The sequence below is a fragment of the Olleya sp. HaHaR_3_96 genome, from assembly GCF_019278545.1.
Lineage (GTDB): Bacteria > Bacteroidota > Bacteroidia > Flavobacteriales > Flavobacteriaceae > Olleya.
The window spans coordinates 3,154,394-3,176,679 of record NZ_CP058987.1; the positions used below are offsets into that span (position 1 = coordinate 3,154,394).

21 protein-coding genes are annotated in these 22,286 nt (G+C 29.8%); all 21 read left to right on the forward strand.

Annotation, left to right across the window (positions count from 1 at the left end; all coding sequences use genetic code 11):
- The first annotated feature begins 555 nt into the window (after positions 1–555).
- The 21 genes from H0I26_RS13830 to H0I26_RS13930 all read left to right on the forward strand — a co-directional run bounded on the left by H0I26_RS13830 (position 556) and on the right by H0I26_RS13930 (position 22,134).
- Positions 556–1,545: an SH3 domain-containing protein gene (locus H0I26_RS13830; RefSeq protein WP_218699610.1), complete on the forward strand. Its 990-nt coding sequence runs from the start codon at positions 556–558 to the stop codon at positions 1,543–1,545.
- A 396-nt stretch (positions 1,546–1,941) separates the two neighbouring features.
- Positions 1,942–3,249, forward strand: coding sequence for a YARHG domain-containing protein (locus H0I26_RS13835; RefSeq protein WP_218699611.1), 1,308 nt, complete (start codon positions 1,942–1,944; stop codon positions 3,247–3,249).
- Positions 3,250–3,668: 419 nt separating this feature from the next.
- Positions 3,669–4,904, forward strand: a complete 1,236-nt coding sequence (locus H0I26_RS13840; RefSeq protein WP_218699612.1) for an ATP-binding cassette domain-containing protein — start codon at positions 3,669–3,671, stop codon at positions 4,902–4,904.
- Between the two features lie 494 nt (positions 4,905–5,398).
- A complete protein-coding gene (locus H0I26_RS13845; protein WP_218699613.1) occupies positions 5,399–5,968 on the forward strand; it encodes a hypothetical protein in 570 nt (189 codons plus the stop codon).
- Positions 5,969–6,212: 244 nt separating this feature from the next.
- A complete protein-coding gene (locus H0I26_RS13850) occupies positions 6,213–6,815 on the forward strand; it encodes a hypothetical protein (RefSeq protein ID WP_218699614.1) in 603 nt (200 codons plus the stop codon).
- 647 nt (positions 6,816–7,462) lie between these two features.
- The gene (locus H0I26_RS13855; RefSeq protein WP_218699615.1) at positions 7,463–8,503 is read left to right on the forward strand and encodes a dienelactone hydrolase family protein; all 1,041 of its coding nucleotides are present in this window, start codon (positions 7,463–7,465) and stop codon (positions 8,501–8,503) included.
- Positions 8,504–8,780: 277 nt separating this feature from the next.
- The gene (locus tag H0I26_RS13860; RefSeq protein ID WP_218699616.1) at positions 8,781–9,365 is read left to right on the forward strand and encodes a hypothetical protein; all 585 of its coding nucleotides are present in this window, start codon (positions 8,781–8,783) and stop codon (positions 9,363–9,365) included.
- A gap of 1,055 nt (positions 9,366–10,420) precedes the next feature.
- Positions 10,421–10,612 carry a hypothetical protein gene (locus tag H0I26_RS13865; protein ID WP_218699617.1) on the forward strand — a complete coding sequence of 64 codons (192 nt, stop codon included), beginning with the start codon at positions 10,421–10,423 and terminating at the stop codon, positions 10,610–10,612.
- Between the two features lie 117 nt (positions 10,613–10,729).
- Positions 10,730–11,278, forward strand: a complete 549-nt coding sequence (locus tag H0I26_RS13870; protein WP_218699618.1) for a hypothetical protein — start codon at positions 10,730–10,732, stop codon at positions 11,276–11,278.
- Between the two features lie 200 nt (positions 11,279–11,478).
- On the forward strand, positions 11,479–11,850 hold the full coding sequence (locus H0I26_RS13875) for a hypothetical protein (protein WP_218699619.1): 372 nt from the start codon (positions 11,479–11,481) through the stop codon (positions 11,848–11,850).
- A 303-nt stretch (positions 11,851–12,153) separates the two neighbouring features.
- A complete protein-coding gene (locus H0I26_RS13880) occupies positions 12,154–12,831 on the forward strand; it encodes a YiiX/YebB-like N1pC/P60 family cysteine hydrolase (protein ID WP_256935131.1) in 678 nt (225 codons plus the stop codon).
- Positions 12,832–12,910: 79 nt separating this feature from the next.
- Positions 12,911–13,816 carry a hypothetical protein gene (locus tag H0I26_RS13885; protein ID WP_218699621.1) on the forward strand — a complete coding sequence of 302 codons (906 nt, stop codon included), beginning with the start codon at positions 12,911–12,913 and terminating at the stop codon, positions 13,814–13,816.
- An 11-nt stretch (positions 13,817–13,827) separates the two neighbouring features.
- A complete protein-coding gene (locus H0I26_RS13890) occupies positions 13,828–14,031 on the forward strand; it encodes a hypothetical protein (RefSeq protein WP_218699622.1) in 204 nt (67 codons plus the stop codon).
- Between the two features lie 15 nt (positions 14,032–14,046).
- A complete protein-coding gene (locus tag H0I26_RS13895; protein WP_218699623.1) occupies positions 14,047–14,763 on the forward strand; it encodes a hypothetical protein in 717 nt (238 codons plus the stop codon).
- A 392-nt stretch (positions 14,764–15,155) separates the two neighbouring features.
- Positions 15,156–16,052, forward strand: a complete 897-nt coding sequence (locus H0I26_RS13900; RefSeq protein ID WP_218699624.1) for an ATP-grasp domain-containing protein — start codon at positions 15,156–15,158, stop codon at positions 16,050–16,052.
- 297 nt (positions 16,053–16,349) lie between these two features.
- Positions 16,350–17,381, forward strand: coding sequence for a hypothetical protein (locus H0I26_RS13905; RefSeq protein ID WP_218699625.1), 1,032 nt, complete (start codon positions 16,350–16,352; stop codon positions 17,379–17,381).
- Positions 17,382–17,599: 218 nt separating this feature from the next.
- A complete protein-coding gene (locus tag H0I26_RS13910) occupies positions 17,600–18,046 on the forward strand; it encodes a cytochrome c oxidase assembly factor Coa1 family protein (protein ID WP_218699626.1) in 447 nt (148 codons plus the stop codon).
- 319 nt (positions 18,047–18,365) lie between these two features.
- Positions 18,366–19,862 carry a S41 family peptidase gene (locus H0I26_RS13915; protein WP_218699627.1) on the forward strand — a complete coding sequence of 499 codons (1,497 nt, stop codon included), beginning with the start codon at positions 18,366–18,368 and terminating at the stop codon, positions 19,860–19,862.
- A 271-nt stretch (positions 19,863–20,133) separates the two neighbouring features.
- Entirely contained in the window at positions 20,134–20,706 is a 573-nt protein-coding gene (locus tag H0I26_RS13920; RefSeq protein WP_218699628.1) for a hypothetical protein, read from the forward strand.
- Between the two features lie 160 nt (positions 20,707–20,866).
- Entirely contained in the window at positions 20,867–21,331 is a 465-nt protein-coding gene (locus H0I26_RS13925; protein WP_218699629.1) for a barstar family protein, read from the forward strand.
- 404 nt (positions 21,332–21,735) lie between these two features.
- Positions 21,736–22,134 carry a hypothetical protein gene (locus tag H0I26_RS13930; protein WP_218699630.1) on the forward strand — a complete coding sequence of 133 codons (399 nt, stop codon included), beginning with the start codon at positions 21,736–21,738 and terminating at the stop codon, positions 22,132–22,134.
- The last annotated feature ends 152 nt before the right edge of the window (positions 22,135–22,286 follow it).

A 22,286-nucleotide genomic window follows, 5' to 3' on the forward strand; every position in this document is an offset into this window, starting at 1 on the left:
ATTAGACAATTCAAAGTTGAGGAGTTAATAAGTTGAATTTTAATAAAATGTTATAAGAGCATGATATTTAGGCGTAAAAACAAGAATAATAAGTATGAAAGAAAAAAGGACATAATCGAGTAGACAGCTCCAAGTAAAATAACAGGAGTGCGCCTCTCACACCAACGTACGTAAGTAACTACGTTGGTCCTTTCGTCTCTATTACTACTAGCAATAGCGTTCAGGAACGTATACGGCGGTTCATAAATCATCACTCCATAGGGCTTTCCACCCTTGTGACTTACTAATGCTTCAATAAGCCTGTCCTGAGCGTAGCCGAAGGGTTACTTCTGTGCATAAGGGACTTGCATCCTCTAAATTAATTATTTACCTTTCCGTAAATAAAAGAGACCCATGCTGGGCACAAACAATGGCTATAATTAATTGGGGGTTTGGTGCTTTTTAACCAAGTCTGCCAAATCTTTTGATTTGGCTAAGTGCTTATTCGTAAATTAATTACTTTTAAATCCCGTACTAACATACGAGCCGAGACGTTAGCAAAAATTAAAATCATCTATGACGAAATCAATCATTATATTAATCGCTATTTTTTTTCTTAACTTCAATAATCCTAAAGAAAAACTAGAAGATTTTAATGGTTCATATGTTACTGCCGAAAGTGGTCTTCTATGCAGAGAAGTACCAAATGGGAAAATTATTTATAAATTTCCATATGGAACTGAAGTTGAAATTATTGACCGCACAGATATTGAATTAACTATTACTGATGATGGTAAAGAAATAACAGGGGATTGGGTTAAAGTAAAAGCAAAAAACTCAAATAAAACAGGATATGTTTTTGATGGCTTCTTAAAGTCAGCTTGGGAACTAGACCCACAAAAAATTGCAGAATTAACTCCTTCTCATTTTATTAAAACTTCAAATCCCAAAGGCTTATTACTAAATGGAATTTATGATATTTATGATATTAACTTAAATATAACACGCCAAATAAATATTAATAAAATAAGTGAAGTTATTATTTTAAGTGTAACAAAATTCGACCGACCAGAAACTCGAAAACCAATAGGAAATTATTGGAAAGAACATTGTGAATGGGGCAAATTCTTAAAAATTATATACAAGAACGAAGAAATAATTGTTTTTGGAAGAAACATATTACAAGTAAATAGTAACGAACATAAAACATACAAAACGAAGAAAATAAATTTTGTCTTTGCTGAAAATTTTTTAACTAATTCAAGAACCTCGATTCACGAACTTTCAGGTTGTTTTTCAGTAAATAATATTTTAATTAAATCCGATAAAAATTACTCTTTAATTTACGATAGCGAATCAACGAAAGAAGATATTTTAACCTTTTTCGATAATGATTATGGCTCAGAACATATCTCTAGCTTAATTATAAAGAAAGACACAATATATTCTAATGTGGGTCAAAATTTTCAAGAAGGTATTGGAGAATATAAATTAAAAATATTTAACAATAACAATAATTGGAAATTCATAAAATATGATAAAAAGAGAGATTATCAACAAGATTAAAATGTGTACAACAACTTTTACTAATCGAGTAGACGGCTCCGACTAAAATAGTAAGAATGCGCCTCTCACACCACCGTATGTGTGCAACTATGGCGGTTCGTAAATCATCACTCCAAAGAGCTTTTCACCCTTGCGACTTACTAATGCTTCAATAAGCCTGTCCTGAGCGTAGCCTAAGGGGTACTCCTAAGCATATAGGGACTTGTATCCTCTAAATTAATTATTTACCTTTCCGTAAATAAAAGAGGCCCATGCTGGGCACAAACACAGTGTATAAAGAATAACAGTTTTAGTGATAAAACGAAAGTCTAATTATAAAACAAAAGTCAGTCCTAAACCGAAAGTTTTGGGAGTAGGAATAAACTACTACACATATACAAATCCGTTAACTTCAATATGAAAAAAACGCTAATCTTATACTTTATATTCTCTTTTTTTGTTGCTTGTAAAAATGAAAAAAAAGTTAATACAATACTTGATAATCCTGATTTAGTATCAACTGATAAAATTCTCACAGCAGAAGACCTAGAAGGCAAAACCTATGAAGAACTACGTATTTTACGAAATGAAATTTTTGCTAGAAAAGGATATATATTTAAGGACAAAACTTTAAACATCTATTTTTCTACAAAAAAATGGTATAGACCTAATAAAGATGCAGAAATAGTTTTACATTCTATTGACAAAAAGAACATTGAAACCTTTAAAATTGCCGAAGCTAAACTAATGCCTTTCAGGATCCCAAAAGGATATGAAGCTATAGATAAGGTTACAGGTGATATTGATAAAGATGGTATACCTGACACTATTCTGTCAGTAAAAAATAAAGATGGTAGCAGTGAATTAATTTTAATTTATTTAAGCACAAAATCAAATTATCAAAAAATAGTATTAATCAGCGGTGATGAATTTGATGGTGCACATCCACACATAGAGTTAAAAGGTGATATATTGACAATGGAAATTCTCAATGAAGGTTCTGGACATTTTATATATAGTTTTGATTTAAAGTATAATCCAAAAATTAAAAATCTTCAATTAATTACTTATACTTCATCCAATCGAATTATGTTTGGACATACAGCTAAAAAATATGACTTAATAAAAGGCAGTTACGAGGTTACTACAAATGCATCAACTATTTCAGACCCAGAAAATTTTAATAATACTATCAAAAGAGGGGTTCATAACACAAAAATAATAACTCCTGATTTATTTAATCAACAGCTTTACTTCTATTTAGATAACATAGGTGACGAATTTGAAGAAGATAATTATCCAGAATCCTATTATGGAGAATATTTAGACTGCAGAGAAGCTATTGTAGAAAAAATAGCATTAGAATTTGAATACGGTGCTCTTGATTATTTAGGTAGCTATACTATATTAAAAAAAGAACTCAAAGATTTTGTTCAAAACATAAATATAGATGAATTAGTGGGGTCTCAAGATGATACTTATTCTAAAAACTATAAACTACACAGAAATTGGGATTTAGATTATATAGCTAAAGACGATTGTGACGACAAATTGTTTTTCATTTTTGATATAGATACTAATACCTTCAGAATTCAAATAAATAATTGTTCGTTGGTTTATGAAGATGACGAGGTTATACACACCTCTGAACAATCAATAATGTTTGAGTATGACATAGAAACCAATTGCACTTATAAATTTAAAAGAATCAACGGAGCAGGATAAATACTGGTGCTAAAATCGGTAACCGTTGCACAAACCCATAATATTCTAATCTAGCAAGCAAATTAAGATTTACCTTGATTTTAACACGCATAAATGGAAGCCTATAACCTTGTGAAGGTTACTATTATTTCAAAAAACAAAACCATAACAAATCTAACGAAAAAATTAAAGTTTTAAATGAGTTATCATAAAGCGTTCACATGCTTTGTAATATTTACAGGCTGGAAACACCCTAAAAACAACAAATTCTCAAGGCTTTTTCATTATCCATTTTGTTCTTTAAAGCTACACAATGTTTGATGTTATGATCTAGTTTTCTATCTGTAATTTATTTACTAAATTTAGTGCTTAAACCACGCAACTAATTTTATACAATCCCATAATAAAAAGGACTACAGTCCTTCCCTATTCATAGATATATGGCACGATCACATCAGCATTATGCAATTGAAGACTCTACACTTTCTCCACAATTGCATTGGTTACCACAATTATTGAGTGGTGCCTATAAATTATCAGGATTAGAAGGAAAAAGAGGTGTTTTATTTTCAAATTCTGTTTTAGAAAAATATATTGAAGAAGAAAACAAATACGATAATTTTGAGTTAACCTCTGGAAAAAATAGAGGTCTAAGAACATTATCCACTGGTGAGCAAAAAAAAGCATTGCTTGCTTATTTACTGCAACAAAGCCCAGATTTTATAGTATTACATAATCCTTATGAAACCTTAGACAAAGCGTCTGTCTTAGCTTTAAAACAACAATTAATGGCGCTGTCTAAAGACATGCCTATTGTATTTATTTTTAACAGACAAGACGATTTATTGCCAGTAATAACACAGGTGATCATTTTTGAAAAAGAGGCCCTTAAAGCAGTGGTAGCAATAGAAGAGTATAATTTTAAAAAAAATGACTTTATTTTTGATAAAGACATTCCACCTGCGATAACCACATACACAGATATTCCAGAAGTACTCGTGGAGTTAAAAAATATAAATGTGAGTTATGAGGAGCGTTGCATTTTAAAAAATATTAATTGGACCATTAAAAAAAAGGAATTTTGGCATTTAGTAGGACCTAATGGCTCTGGTAAAACGACGTTACTATCTATGATTTATGGGAACAACACCAAAGGGTATGGTCAAAACCTATACCTTTTTGGTAAAAAAAAAGGTAGTGGTGAAAGTGTTTGGGATATCAAACAACGCATTGGCTATATTAGCCCTTCGATGTTAGAATTATTTAAACGAAACCATACTGTAGCGCAAATGATTCTTTCTGGATTTTTTGATAGTATTGGACTATATCAAACACCATCGACCGCGCAAGTCAATACTGCAAATAAGTGGATGGAAGTCTTAAATTTAAGTCAAGAAAAAAACACTTCTTTTCTTAAATTATCACCTGCTATTCAACGCTTGATACTAATAGCAAGAGCGATGATAAAACATCCGCCTTTATTGATCTTAGACGAACCACTAATTAATGTAGATGATGACGGTACAATGCTTATTTCTGCTTTAATACACAAAATAGCACAGGAAAGCGAGACCAGTATTTTATTTGTTTCACACCGTAATGAGCCCACTATCCAACCAGATTTCACCTATGTCCTTTCTCCTTCTCCAGATGGTTCTATAGGGATCAAGCAATAATACCATCCTTTTTGGATATACCTTTTGATATATTATAATCTTTCAGAATCAGTACTTTAAACAATCCAAATTCTGTGGTAACGATAATCCTATATAACTAAATACTAAACTTTACAAAAACAGAGAATTCTTCTGTGTATGTAAGTACTCGAATGACCTCATAAAAGTGATATTAGCTTGTTTTCAGAACTAAATTAACGGAAGATTTAAAAGCAACTCATCCTTATTTAAGCTATAATTACAACGCAAAATTTTACGTGAATGCAACTTTATGTGCTTTAGCAAATTAATGTCAATTCTATAAAAATTTAATTACTTATTTTAGTCTAATCAAATCGACGTTGCTTTTTATTACTGATGACTTTCCTACAGAAAATAAGCCGCGCACTAAAATGCTACTAAACTTATACAATCCACAAATAATGAAAACGCATATTATTATTATCTTTATTATTACAATATTATAAAGTTTGACTGCTAAATAAAATTTAAGTATGTGTAGATATGGAATGATAGCTTATAAACCTCATTATGCCTGTTTTAAGTGTAGAAAAACATTTAAAAGAAGATTAGAAAAAGATATTTATCACGGATTTAATAAATCTAAAGCACAGAATCCCGCTAAATGTCCTGAATGTGGAGAATTAATGGCGAATATGGGATTAGACTTTGAATCGCCTAAGAAAAAAGACACTAAATCTTGGGAACACATTTCTACGCTGTATGAAGTAGGGATTACATTTCATTCTTGTGGCTGCAGTGGTCCTGGCTATATCCCTTCTAATTCTAACGAATTGATTACTCACTTTTCTAAAATAAAAGCGGATTATATTAAACAACAGCAATTTTGGGCTAGACGAAGATCTGACCCGGAAAATCAAAGCGAAATAGCAAAAGACAGACACCATAATTGGTTCTATTTAAGTAAAATACCTTTAGAAATGAAAACTGGTTCTAAAAACAAACCAAAATTTGATTCAAAAAAAGCGCAGATCTATTGGAATCAAAAAGTATTAGAAATTGAATCAAAAATTGAGAAAATTATTAATGCCAATACAGTCTAAAACATGGTACGTTTGTAGTTACATCGCCCGCTAAATATCACATTTGACATTTATAATAGTCAACAGTAAAAGCTAATTATTTATATTTAGAAATAATACAAAAGTACTTACACTTCTTTTATTGAAAAGGTCGCCATTCATTCAAAATATCCTGTGTGTATTCGAGAATTTAACGCATCAAATAAAAACCAAATAGTTACATCATAATCCACATGCTAAACATAACAAATCATATATAAATACGATGAGTTCTACCATAACAATCATACCAACTAAAAACACCAAAGTTACGTTTAGAGAAATAATAAACCTGTCAGAAAAACACATTAACTCTGCGTTGAATATAATTAAACTCAAAGAGAAAATTAAACTTCAAGTCACTATTTTAAACTATGATGAAGCTAAAAACAAAGACACTTATCGTGAAGTTGATTTAACAGATATATTTGAATGGAAAAAGAATCAATTGGTCATTTTTTCTATAAAAGGAATATCAGGTGTTATAAAAACTGATTATGACTTAATTTATGACCCAGAAATGGAGCCAGGTAATCCTTGGTGGAAATTAAATACATACAAGGATAAAACTAAGACTATTCCTAATTTAGATGATAAGTTTGAAAAAGCAAAAAAAATAAACAAATCATGGTTTTTACACCGTTCTGAAGAAAAAGATAAAGTTATAAATTTAACGTGTGCTGTTATAGGTGCTTCTAACGCTGAATTAACCTCAGGTCTTATATCTTCTACTGACCAAATATGGGGTTATGGTCAATATTTTGTTAAAAACGAAGAGTTTTTGAAATTTTACCTTCAACCTGCAAAAATTTTAAGCGCTCCCCCTTAAAATCAAAAAACAGCACTGATAACAATGGTTTTTGGAATAAATTAAAAAAACTATTTAATTAAAATGAAACCATATTTTCATATATCTTAACTCATATTAAAAACAAAATACAACTTAACTTTACATCAACTATTCTGAACAAGAATTAGACATCCCGTTAGAGATGGAAATCTTGAAGCACAAGACGTTTTAATAGTTGACACTAACAACACTGAATAGATAACTGAACTTTGAAGAATAACACAATAGCAATAACGTATAGCGCTCATAGCTGGTCAGTTGTTTAATCCAAACTAAAAAAATAGGCGCTAATTTTTTAAACTGGACAACTGACAAGAAAAAATAAATGGTAACATTTAAAATAGGGTTTATGCTTAAACAAAAGCGTTTACCTACTGCCCTACTTTACTTATAATAACATTACTTATGTATTGGCCCGATAACAATAAAACACGACGTACAACACAGTAAATAAAAAATTCCTATTTTAGGCTTAACCAAAAATGGATGCAAGATGTACTACATCTGATTTTCTCTTGGGAAATCCCTCACTTACAAAACCACAATTAACGATATAAAATGATGCTGACACGCATTTTATGCAACAGTTTACAATTTAATTCGTCTTTATAGAACATAAGAAAACCATGAAATTAAATCTTTCTATTATAATATCTTTAATTTTTGTTTGTCAAACTTTTGGTCAAAAAAAATATTTTGAACATAAATTTGAACATTATACAATAGTAAAGAATAATGATACAATACACTTTCATACGTATTCAAACGGAGATATGACTCCCAAAAAGGGAATCCTTTTATATAGTCAAGGGTCAGGAAGTGATCCTTTTTATAAATTAATTAGACATATTGATACCGTTAAAACTTCGAAAAATGAGGAACCAAAAATTAATAAATATCTCGAGGTACATAAAACCTTACCCTTTAATTTAGAAGCGTTTACTACAGATTATTTGTTAGTTGCCATTTCTAAAAAAAGTATTCCTTTTGAAATATTTGGAAATGATTTTAAAACCCCAAAAGCATTTTATGAAAATGACAACTTAAATTATAGAGTTTGGCAAGCTAATGAAGTTGTAAATTACCTATCAAATAACAGGTTACAAAATAAAGGCAAAATTATTGCACTTGGCCATTCAGAAGGCACAGAAGTCGTTGCAAAACTTGGAACAATCAATAATAAAATAACAGCTATTGGTTATTTTTCAGGAAGTGGAAATGCACAATACTACGATTTTATACTTGATATTAGAAAATATGTTCAAAGAGGAGAAATGACTGAAGAGGAATCGATTATAGAAACCGAAAAAGTTTTTAACGAAGTAAAAGACATCTATAAAGATCCTAATAGTTTGACAAAAAAATGGATAGGACATTCTTATAGAAAATGGAGTACCTCCGTCGAGCCATCAATAGATAATTTATTAAAAATTAATATTCCTATATATGTTGCACACGGAGCAAAAGACAAAGCTGTTCCAATAGAATCGGCATATTTAATACCTATTGAATTTATTAGACATCAAAAAACTAATTTGACTTTTAAAGTGTATCCAAAATTAGACCATTCGTTTGCTATACTGCCAAAATCTGATAACGAAGTCTATGAAGAACACTGGGATGACGTGTTTAACGATTTTTTAAAATGGTGTGAAATTAATTATTGATTTATCAGTCATCTCAAAAAAAGAGGTTAAAATTAGATCTGTTTCTGTAAATCAAAACGGCAGTACTACTATAATAATTCACTCGCTTCCTATATACAGAACAGAAACTTGAATTAAAGCCGGAGTATTCCAAATAGTTCTTGCTAATTTATATATTGAGAGGACTCACACATGTACTGAAACGCTAATCTAAATCACGTTATAGCTCGCATACTTTTATATTTAAAGCTATTTAATACAAACTAAAAAAACACATTATGTGTTATAAAGAAAAAAAATGGGAATTCGAATAGCATTTTATGAAACGACAGATGGAAAAAGTTTATGTGAAAATTTCACTAGAACATTTTCAGAATTTAAACATTGGCTTTTAGTTGAAAACAAAGAATCCATAGACGAATTTAATGAACGAATTATTAGTGAGGAAATAGAATCTTATCTTAAGCACAACGGAGAAGTTATAGAACTTGAAAAAGTACCTAAAAGAATATTAGATGTCTTAATTTATCAATATCTATTAGCTTTTTGTGACCATGGAATAGGTAAGATAAATATAAACTTAATAGGTCCACTAATAAAACGTCATAGATATAATAATAGTTTCAGAATAATTAAAAAATTAAAAGACAAAAGATTATCTAGATATTGGAATTATTTAAAAGAAGGGCGTTCTTTAAAAGACAATAATAATTTTACAGAAATGGACTATAATCTAATTGGGTTTTGGAATAAGTCTGAAATAGACTATATAAAACACAAAATAAAAAATATTAGTAAAGATGATATTGGTATAGCGTGTATTACTAACGTTATCAATGACATTGGAGAAAAGCCTGAATTAATATTTAACCTTGAGCAATAAATAAGACCAACACATAACACTGGTAACTATTGTACAAGCTCGAAACATTTTAATAGATCAAGTCTATTAAACCTTTTAGAGTCTTAATATTCATTTCTCATTAGGACTTACTTTAATTTAGATACTATTAAATCAAAATCTACTGACTTTTCCTGTACATTATTCTAAGAAACAAAAACTCAAGCCCTTTACCTCGACTTTTAGCGCGCTGTTACACGTAATTTTACCCCCCTTTTCACACTACAAAAACATGATCTAAACGTTTTTTCACATCAATACATTGTTATACTATGTAAATTGTCTTTTGAAATGCTAGTCTTTTTAGAAACGAAAAGTATTTTGTTATTGCTAAGTCTATTGTTTACTTTTACATAAACTTAATGGTATCCTTTGCAATAGCCAGACTAACAGATGATACTAGTAAAATTTAAACCACATTAACTTAAATGGTAAAAAAACAGTTATTAAAAATTTGGTTGATAACACTACTAACCTCTTCCATTTCAACGTTTATATTGGTTCACTTAATTGAAACATATCGTATCATTAATTTTAAATGCTATATGCCCTATTTTACAGAACTAATGTGCGCCTTTATTTCGGTAATATTAACTTTCAGTTTTTTACCCCTCTTTTTTAACCTAAAGAAACACATCGCTAAAAATAGAAACCTGAATTTCCTTTCTTTTTTCCTACTTCCAATAATCGCAGTGGTATCAATGAGCATTTCAACACTAATTTATTATGAAAATAGTAGTGATTTAAAATATTTGTTTGCAATCATAATTCCTTTTTTAATCACAATCTGTTTTTTCTACTTTAAGTTCAGGGCACTAATAAATAAAAATAATCAAGACCTTGATTTAAGGTAACAAAAACTAACAACTATTTAAACAGGAACATTTAAATGCTGTTATTTAATTTTAATCGTTTCTTTATTACTTTTCTTAAAATCGTTAACTTTCGTTTTAAAACAACCATCAAACCAATTCTTACCTTCTTACAACTGATATTGCATTAGTATCTGCATACCCATTTTAATACACTGACATTCCATGGCATTTATAGTAGACAGACAAACACAAACTGATTTAGGAATCTTCAATAAGACTAATAATTCAAGTTTTAGTTATTACAATGCAGCAAAAACAAAAGGTGGAAAAAACGACAGACATACATTAATGGCTTATCCACTTTGCGATATTTTAGCAATAGCAACAGAACTCTTCCAATCTAACACGTTTTAGCTAAAAAGTTACAATTAAATGCCTAAAACAAAGACATAATTACTCCTGGAGTAAACAAAACAAAACCAAACCCACTAACCATAAACAATGGCACAAAGTGCCTTTTAAACTAAGACTATGAAAAAACAAATCTTAATGTCCTCTCTTTTATTCTTTTTAATAATAACTAGTTGTAGAAACAAAGAGCATTATGCGGGAGAAGCTAAAACTACCGAAACCGCTATAACTAAATTCGAAAATAATATACTCGCCTTCAACTTTCCTGAAGACTGGAACATCACAGAAAGCGAAGAGATTGAAAAAGGCATTTTTTATTTGTCAGTAGAAAAAGAAGGATTAGACTCTAGTGGTATTATGACCATCATTTCATTTGAAAATCTAATTGAGTTAGATGAGTCTATCATGATGAATATTGCGGAATTACAAAATAATTCTCTTATTCAAAACTTGAATTTTGACACTATAAAAGACAGTAAGTTTAATGCTATTACAGCTAGAGCATTACATTTCAACTTTAAAACAATAGGCATTAAACATGAAGGAATAATATACGCCTTTAGTAATGCCACTAATTCTGTTGTCATACTTAAACAGGAAGCGCTTGAAGATCAAAAAGAAAACGTTGATGGTTTTAGTACCATCGAAAATAGTTTTAAAATGAAGTAAATAGTCACTCCTTTTTATAACCTAATAATATGCTTAGCGCCTAAAAATCAAGTCTAAAGACTATTAAGTTAAAAATAAAAAAGCTACCAAATAGGTCGCTTTTTTTAGTTACAGTAATAAAAACTTGACTACATAAAATAAAACTATTAATTTCGACTTAAATTAAAATCTGATATCCTCTTAAAATAATAGAATAAGACATGGGAAAAATTAAAATAGAGAGTGCAACTGGAGCCAAAATTTATATTGACGGCAAAGATTCTGGTACCATAAGAAAAGAACATAAAACCTTCGAAGTAGCCAATGGTACACATGAAATTTATGCAAAATCAGCTTGGTGCGGGAGCCAAAAAATAAATATAATTAGTACAGAGGACAAAACAATACTATTAAAGCTTAGTAGTTTTAAAAATGAAGGTATTGTTAAAGCTATATTTATGGCATTAGCAGGACTTCTTCTTTTTACTAAAAATTTAATATTCGGAATACTTGCTGGAATCGTATTTTTATATCCTTTATATTATTTAACAATTGGAAAAGATAAATACTTAGAATTAGTAGAACAAAAATAGCGCTTTTTTTAGTATCAAATTTTCAGAGTCTTATAATTTAAGAACACTAACTAAAAAACAGTATCGCATGAATTAATAGAAGAGGTTGTATCTCCTATCAGCCCCATATACCCAAGTCCAGCGAGACGTCCAATTCCTAGTAAAGAAATCAAAGAGTAATTTATCACTTAAATTAAAGTAGCACCAATTAACTATTAACCTCTAGTTTAAATACACTGCTAACAGTAAGCATTACAACGCTGATATCCCTGTGTTATGGTACCAAAAATTTTGACTTCCCTAAAGACAAACCACAAAACAATCATGACTACCCACCTGAAACAAACCTATAGCCTTCTTATACTTTTCATTGTTTTGACAAGCTGTAATAACAATCAAAACAGTACTGCTTTTCAATTAGAACCAGGGGATTTACTATTTCAAAATACAGGAACAAGCGACATCTCTAAAGCCATTAAAGACGTTACGGCTACTTCATTTTCTAAAAATTATTCGCATGTTGGCATCGCCATGCAAAAAGATAACCAATGGTTTGTAGTGGAAGCCTTTCCAAAAGAAGGGGTTTGTCAAACGCCCTTAAAAACGTTTCTGAATAGAAATAAAAACCAATTCAATAAATCGCAAACCACAGTAGCAAGATTAGACCGCTATTACCAACCTTATATTGCTAAAGCTATAACATACGGACTAGAAAGAATAAACACACCTTATGACGAGCTTTTTTTATGGGATGACCAGTCTTATTATTGCTCCGAGTTAGTCTACAAAATGTTTTCTTCTCAAGATTTACCAAAAGACGCAATTCCTTTTTTGACGCATCCCATGACCTTTAACGACAGTACAGGATACCCAATGCCTAGTTGGAAAACTTATTACAACAAGCGCCACCAGCCCATTCCTGAAGGTGTTGAAGGCACAAATCCAAACTTAATGGCTAGCAGTCCTCATATCACATTTGTACATGATTATGAACGCGACTAAAGCGCATACTTACTATATTTCAAAGACTAATACAGCAATAAAATGATCACTTATTAACCAAAAATATAACGTAATTATTATGACCCAAATAAAGATATCAATAAAAGCATATGGTTTAGCTCCCAATGATTTTATAGGAAAAGAGAGTCTACAAGAAAAAATAGTGACTAAAGATACTCTTGATCCGCAGCTAACCGAAACAGATTTAAAACAAATACTTGAAACGCTAATTGCTTCGGTTAAAGACATAAAAACGCTATATCCTGATCAACAAACCAATATGATACGTCATAATGATAATAGGTTGGAAAGCATTAAGTTTGAAGTCATATCTTTTGACAACACGGATGTTTATCAGACTCTTGATGAAAAGGCCTTATTCCAACAGATCGCAAAGTACAATAACTTGGCTCCATTACTTTTGGACTATTGCAAAGTTACTGATGATGGAGAGGAAGGTTCTCGCATTATGATCACACACGACTATGATGAAGGACCACCAGCAGGAACTTATGCGATACTTGCCTTAGTTGATCGCAATAAAAAGTGGATTTCTAATTATATCGAATTTTTAAGGACAAACGACCTTGATCATGAAGTTGAACAGATGTGGGATATAAAAAGCATCATTAAAAAATATGGTTGGTGTAAAGAAACCTATCAATTAGCCATTGCACGAAATATTAGTTGTTGTGGACAATCAGGTAAAGAACAATTTAAAAGTTTAATAAAAGAAGGCCTTAAAGCATCACTTGATAATAAAAACAACAAGACCCTGTTTTTAGACAGTATCCTAAAAGAATTTCAAGAATGGGACGCTTTTCAATTTAGATTAAAAGAGGGATCAAAAGATTATTTCCAAAAATATGTAGTGTCTTATGTTAGGCATTTCGATACAATACTAACAACAAGTGAGATCGCTAAAATTGAGATTTTTCTATTACACAAATGGGATGAGTTTAATGAATACCATAATTTAGAATAAAAAGCATTAAAATGAGAGCACGAATTAAATACTTACTACTAATTTCCATTCCGTTTTACGGAATAACATCAGTATATTTATTTTTTGAAGAAAATCATTCTACTTTAACGCTATTTATAGGGCTATTTATTTTCTCAATACTGGGCTATTTGATCATACCAAGTAAGAAGATAAAGGTGGATAAAAATAATAATGCAATTAAAAAACAAAAATAACTTTAAATAAAAAAAATGACGTACCTATTACCATTAGTAATTATCGCAGGAGTTTTTGGCTACCTATTTTATATAAAAAAATCAGGAAAACTAGGACAGTATCAACAAAATTATCTAGAAGCTGATGAAGATGTAAAACAAAATTTTGAAAAACATTTCTCAGAGCTAAAAGAAGACCCAGAAACATTCAAACCGATAAAAGATATCATAGGGTCCGATTTCATATCTTTAATTAATTGTAAGCAGCCTAAGAACATGTTAGACGCCTTAAAGGATACAGCAAAAACCATGGCTACAACTATTGTTTCTGAAAACACAAACATACATACTTTAGTTTTAACTGAAGACAAATTGCATTATATAGAATATAATTTTAGAACAAAAAAAGCTGAAGAACATTGGGAGTTTTTAAGATCAAAAATAAAAGACTTAACCCTTGGAGAAGGCAAGTTAACGGACAATCTTAAACAATCTATGTCATTTGATTTAAAAGGTGGTGGACAAAGTGGAGATAGTACAAATAATAGTAAAATGAAAAAACTTGTATTCCATTCTAATGATAAAAATTACGAGTTCTTTTTATATGATACTTGTGCTTTTGGCAAAGGATTTGTTCCCGAAAAACCTATTGGAGGATTAGCTTTAAATCAATCAAAAGAAGACATTGTAAAAAGTATGCTCTTACCTGTAAAAATAGGTGAACTATTTTTTAATGAAATAATAAAATCTTAAACAAAACTAGTGTCCATAAAAAATAAGCCGTTACGCGATAAACTCAAGAGGCTAGGTCAAAATTTAAAAAACACCTAAAGTTTATTTCTTCTTAAACCTACTTTGTACGCATGTGACGTTAATTTAAATTCAATAAAAAAGCTACCAAAACAGTAGCTTTTTTTGTTTATGATCACTCTTAAAATAAAATACTCTTATCCCCCTTAAGTAGTCTATAATTTATTTCCTGATCCTCCCCTACTTACGATAATTCTCGAGGACTTTGAACTGTCCCAAAAAAGTTAGACGCTATCTGGGGCAGTTCATTTTCTATTCAGTTTTTATTTACTAATTTAGGTTCCTAAAACACGCAACTAATCTTATACAACGACCTAAACCATTTTAGTTAACCTATGAAAATAATATTTTGCGATAGTGTCATGGATAATAAAATAGTCGAACCTGACTATCAAACTGAATTTGATGCAGCTAAAGAAAACGGATTTGAAACTGAAATTTTCAGTTTTGAGGAATTGATAGATGGAAATATAAATAGTGCGCTAAAGTTTATTAAAAACGCTGAAAAGAAAGAATTAGGTATATATAGAGGTTGGATGATGACGCCTAATATTTACGAACAATTCTACAACGGACTTTTAAAAAAGAATATTGAGCTGATTAACAATCCAACGGAATACAAACATTGCCATTATTTACCAGAGTCGTATGACAAAATCATTGATGAGACACCACAATCGAATTGGTCTAAAGACATAACTGAAAGCAATGTTATTAGATTATCTAACGCATTTGGAATTAAGCCAATAATTGTAAAAGATTATGTAAAATCTGAAAAACATAATTGGAATGATGCCTGTTTTATTCCGAACGCATCTGACAAACATCAAGTTAAAGAAATAGTTAATCGGTTTTTAGAATTGCGAGGCGATTATTTAAACGAAGGAATTGTTTTCCGAGAGTTTATAGCGCTAGAATTTCTAACTGAACACTCCAAAAGCAAAATGCCTTTGACCAAAGAATTTAGAATTGTCTTCTTAAATAAAAAGGTTGTCCAAATTTTTAATTATTGGGACGAAGGGAATTATGATTCAGAAAAACCAGATATTGATTTTTTTCAAAATATAGCAGATAAAATAGATAGTAATTTCTTTACAATGGACGTTGCAAAAAAGAAAAATGGAGGTTGGATTATAATGGAATTGGGAGATGGACAAGTCGCAGGACTTCCAGACAATGCAAATAGAAATCAATATTACAACGGAATAAAAACAGCTTACAACAGGGTATAAAAAACATTGGTAACCGCGATAAATTTTAATTGATAAGTAAAAAGCGACTACAACTGTTATTACTTATTTGTTTGACTATATTGTTTACAATAATGAGGTATCCCGTAAACAGCCTACAAATACTTAGTGTACATTTAATCTCTAATTAACAGTAAAATATACGCAGTGCTACGTATTGTACACTTTGTTTATTAATTGTAGCTTCGTGCTATTAATTTTAATCAAGAGTTATGTTATTACCATTATTTTACGGGATATCCGAAATTTTGGTAATCATATAACGAGTTCTACACAATTATGAAAAAACAAATTCTTACATACTTTTTAGTTTCAATATCAATATTTAGTTGTAAAAAAGATTTAGCCGTATTTGAGCCTACAAACCCTTTTAAAAACATTGTCATTGTGGAAAAACAATTGTTTGATTTAGACACAATAAGCATTAAAGAAATTACAGGAAAAAAAGGAACAAAAATCTACTTCAATCGAGAAGATTTTGATATTGACGAAAATAATAAAGTAAGTGTAGAGCTCAAAGAATATTACAATAGATTAGAATTAATTTCTGATAACTTAAATACAATTACTGATAAAAATGAGCTTTTGGAATCTAACGGTGTAATATTCTTAAAATTTATATCAGGAGATAAAGAAATAAAACTCAAAGACAAAAAAAAACTAAAAATTAAATTCAAGAAAGAGTTTAGAAAAGGAGACCGAATTTTTAATGGTGTTTTAGATTCTATTAATCAAATAAAATGGATTGAAGATAAAGACACATATATTACTTTCCCTGAAATAGACACTGTTATATCACGACGCTATGGCGGAGTTTTGACGTATAGAGAAAAGATAATACCTATTGATTCCTTGGACTATTATTCAACAACTAATAAAAATTTAGAATTAGAAATAGAAAATGATATTTCGAAAATTAATGATGAATTAGCTGTTGATAATTGGTGGACATATCCTGACGTACTAATTGACGACTTTGGCTGGATAAATGTTGATAAAATTTTAAAGCCTGATGGTAATATTTCTTACGAGCTTGTTTTAAATAAAAATAATTTAGAATTCGTATCGACCTTCCTTATTTACAAAGATTTGAATTCGTTCATATCGGATTACAGAAAACCCAATGATTTAATTTTTGTAAATATTCCTATAAAAAATCAAACCTCATTAATAGTGCTTGGTAAAGGAAAAAAGGAATTTTATGTCAAAAAAGTATTAATTGATAAAAATACAAATGGAGTTCTTGAATTGGATTTAAAGAAAGTGGACACAACCCAATTTAAAAAAATACTAAAAAAAATAATTAAGTAAACACCTTGTATTATTTATTACTGGCTTCTCGCCTACCTACGAAAATCCTTGCAGATTTTCTATTCGCTTTGTATTTGTTAAATTAGTTTTACAAGCACACCACTAATAATACACCAAACATCGCCCACCATTTGATAAAATCATAAAAACAACAGAAATTTAAGCTCAATAAGTAAATTTGGAATGCTTAAAAGCCATTAGAAAACAAATAATACAGAATGAATAACGAACTGATTAAACATAAAAGCTGGTGGAACCGTAATTGGAAATGGTTCGTTCCTGTAAGCGGAATATTATTGATAATTATATCGGTTTTTATTTCTTTCGGAATGAGTGGCATTGTTAGTGATTTAACTCAAGCATATTCAGATACTGAACTTTATGAAAAGGCGTTAGAAAAAGTGAAATCTGACCAAAAAGTTACCGAATTGCTTGGCGAAATAGCACCTATTGATAATCTTGCAATTTTAGAAGGCGACATCTACTATACAAATAACAACCAAACTGTAAATTCAACAATCCGATTAAAAGGAACAAAAGGAAAAGCCAGAATGGATATTACAGCTGATAAAATAAACAATGCATGGGAATATAAAATAATTAATGTCCGAATTAAAAACCCACCTAAAAACAAACAAACGATTAAAATATTCAAAGCGGAATAAAAACGACAGCTAACAAAAGTAACCGCTACAAAACCCCATACTATTCTAATAAATTAAGCCAAAAACCACTACAATTATTGCTTTGGATCTCACTATTTTTAAAACAATGAGGTGTCCCGTAAATAGCCTACAACTAAATTTATACTTAATTTATAATTAACAGTAAAACATACAGTTATAAGTATTGTACACTTTGGTTACTAATTGTAGCTTCGTGTTATTAATTTTGATCAAAAAGCAAGGTTATTACCATTATTTTACGATATATTCGGAATTTTGGTAATCATATATCGAGTTGTGCTTAATTTAAAACCAGACTATGACAATACAAAAAACCTTACAAATTTCGACACTACTTCTTATTTCAACATTAAGCTTTAGTCAAACTTTGACAAAGGAAATGGCTTTGGAAGATTTGAATGAATTTAAGAACTTGTTAGAAAAGCAATCTTCATATTATCAAGTATCAAAAATAGATTTTGAAAACTATTATAACGAAATTGAAAGAAAAGTTAATCAAAAAGATTCTATCCCAATTCATTTTTTAGCCTTTGAATTAGAAAAAGTTATTTCAAACATAATTGATAGACACGCAAATATTAGAATGGAAAATTTTGAAGAAGATGATTACGAATTATATAATTTGTATTTCCCTTTTGCCTTATCTAGTTTAGACGACAAAATAGTTGCACTAAAGTTCAATAAATCAACCAAAGAATATGAATATTATTTACAAAAATATCCATTCATAAAAAATGTAAATAAAATTGACATTAACGCGTTTTTAGAAAGTTATGCTTATCGAAGAAAACTTTCGCCCAAGAAAGCAAAACAAACCGATGGACTAAAAGACTTAAGAGATATTGGAGAAATTTATTTCAAACAAGGTAAAACAACTTTAAAAGAAGTTGAAATAATTTTAACGAATGGCACAACTCATAAAAGATTGGTTCTACCTTTGAGCGATAGAAGAAATTGGTATTTTGATATTGGCTCTACAAGTTTGAACAGAAATTACAGCAAATTTGAACGTGATAAAAATTTTGATTTAAACAAATTGGATAAATTGTTGACTGATTCCATCGCTTACATTGCTATTCCTTCAATGGTAAACTATGAAGAAAAGCCAAATTTAGAATCATATTTGCAATCAACAATTGAAAAGTACAGAAACTCAAAAGCATTGATAATCGATATTCGTGGAAATGGTGGCGGAACAAGGGAAATATTAAAGACCTTGTCTGGTTATTTTGTAAAACCAGAACAATCGCCTTGGATTGCAAACGTTGCTTATGTGAGAAGTGACCAATTCTTAGAAGAAGACATGTCTTCAATGCAATCAAGATTTCTTTACAATTATAACTCAGAATCTTTAACAAATGAGGACAGAAAAGCAATAGATAAGTTTAATAAGGAATTTAAAACTGAATTTGATGTTGATATGAGTAAATTTAGTAAGCCCTATTATATGGTTTTACAGAGTAATCAAAACCATATAAATTGTCCTATTTATATTTTAGTAAATGAAGATTGTTTTAGTGCAGCTTCTGTCTTTACCTCTGCATTAAAAGGTTTAGATAATGTAAAAATAGTTGGAGTAACAACGAATGGTTCAAGTGGTAGGTCAAAGAAATTTTACCTTAAAAATTCTAATATTCGTGTTAAATTATCGACAATGCTCTCTTTCCAAAGAAACGGTAAAACGCTTGATGGACATGGAACAACACCAAACATTATTTTAGAACGAGATGAGGAACAGATGCTACGAAAAAAAGACTCGCAGTTAGAAAAATTAATTGAACTGATAAAAAACTAACTATAACAAAAGTACTGTGTGAAATAACAAAAAAATCTCATTAATTTTTCACTACAGTACTTTTTTAGTCTTTGTCAAATATTAACCCTGATTTACCAATATAGTAACCGCTACAAAACCCCATACTATTCGAATAAACTAAGCCAAAAGCCACTACAAATATTACTTTGGATCTCACTATTTTTATAACAATGAGGTTTCCCGTCAATAACCTGCAACTAAATGTACACTTAATTTATAATTAACAGTAAAACATAACGAACGCACACGAATGAACAAAATTGAAAAAATTCTAGGTTTTGGAGCAATATTCCTAATGATATTAAGACTTATAACCGACTACCCCTATTCCACTCTTTTAATTACACTTTCTACATTCATCTTGTCATTAATTTATTTCTTTTTTAGTTTTAAACTATTGAACAGTAATAAAAAAGACTCGACAGAAAAAACAAGTTCACTTAAAAAAAATGAAATGTTTTTAACTGGAATTACTTTATCCATCGTACTTATCGGAATTTTATTCAAATTTCTAAGATGGCCATACGGAAGTTTTAATTTAATGTTTGGACTTTTATTTTTAATTCCGATATTGATAATTACAATCTTTAAATTTTCAAAAACGAAAGCTGAATTTTATAAAAATTTGTTAGTTAGACTATTGATTATTGGAGTATTTGGTACTTTAATGTTATTTACGAAAGATGAAACCCTTTTGGAAATGCATTATCGAGATTTCCCAGAATATGTTGAGGCTGAAAAAAATCTAATGCAAGACCCAATGAATAAGGAATTAGAACGAATTGCGAACGAAGAACGAAAAAAAATGCTTGGATCGGAATAAAAGTACAATTTGCCAACCTAAGCCATATTAAAATGATTGGTACATTAGTGATTAATTATAGTTTCGCTTATGTTACGTCTGATTTTACTGCAGAAAATCCTTGCACACAAACCCACAACTTCTCACTTATATGAAACGTTGTAAGTAATTTAAAAAAACTGTGATAATACGAAAGGAAATAAAGGATGATAATGAACTCTATTTATATTTCAATGGGAAATTAATTTATAAAAGATGGTTGAATCTTGGTTATTCCAAAGTATTTGACAGATTCTCCTATGGAAAAGACACTTTTATCAGTATAACTGAGGACAAAAATGGAAACGTTAGGCGTCAAAGAAAAATTTTTATAAACGGAGAGTTCTGTGATTCTAAACAAGATTTTTGGAATAAATATGTGGCGGAAATCGATTATGAATCGGGAAAAAATTTCGGAAAGAATCTTGATGCTTTTAATGATGCAATAACAGCTGAAGGACCCGGTTTTCCAGGAGATTGTATAATAGAAATAATCGGAACTGAAAAACTAAAAAAAATATTCGGTAAAGATAATTTTGATTTTATTATTGATTTATTAAGAAAAGCTGAATTTGTTGATTTAATAGTAGAAAAATTAGATGCGTAAAACACAAAAATAGTCCTTCAGCTATTACTAATTTTGGACATAGTTTTATACTCTTTGTCAAATATTAACCCTGATTTACCAATATAGTAACCGCTACAAAACCCCATACTATTCTAATAGATTAAGCCAAAAACCACTACAAATATTACTTTACATCGCACTATTTTATAACAATGAGGTTTTCTGTCAATAATCTGCAAATACTTATCGTAAATTTAAGTCCTAATTAACAGTAAAATATACGTAGTTATATGTATTGTACATTTTGGTTATTAATTGTAGCTTCGTGCTATTAATTTTAATTAAAAAGTAATGTTATTACCTTTATTTTACGGGATATCCGGAAGTTTAGTAATCATATAACGAGTTGTGCGTCATTTAAGCAGACTCAATCGGAATAAAAAATGAAGAGTAAAAATTGGACAAACTTGGATAATAACAAAATGAAACCGAATGAATATTTCTTGGAATTGATAACGGAATTCCCTACTCTGAAAACTGGAATTGAAAGTTGGGACTCTGAAATGGTTCACTTCCGAATGGAAATGTTTTCGGACTATAATATTGAACAAATAAAAGAAAAAAATCACACGGAATTAAAACGCTGTTTTGAATTCCAAGAATCTCGGATTGAAAAACTAAATTCTGATTTGATAAATGCGCTGAACGTTTCTTATTGCGAATCATTATTACTAGGTAAATGTGCTAGTGAAATGACTGAAATCAAAAAAATAATGACACCGAAATTGAAAATAGTTTACGTGGAATATGAAAAATATTATGAGGAACTGACAAAAAATTGAATAAAAAAAACGAACGCACAACACCGTATAAAAATAATTGCGGTTTAGTGCTTAACCAAAGGTCGTTGCGTGTTTGTAACATCTAATTTTCCTTCGGAAAATCCTCGCATACAAACCCGCAACTATTCTTATACGTATTCCAAGGTCAAAAC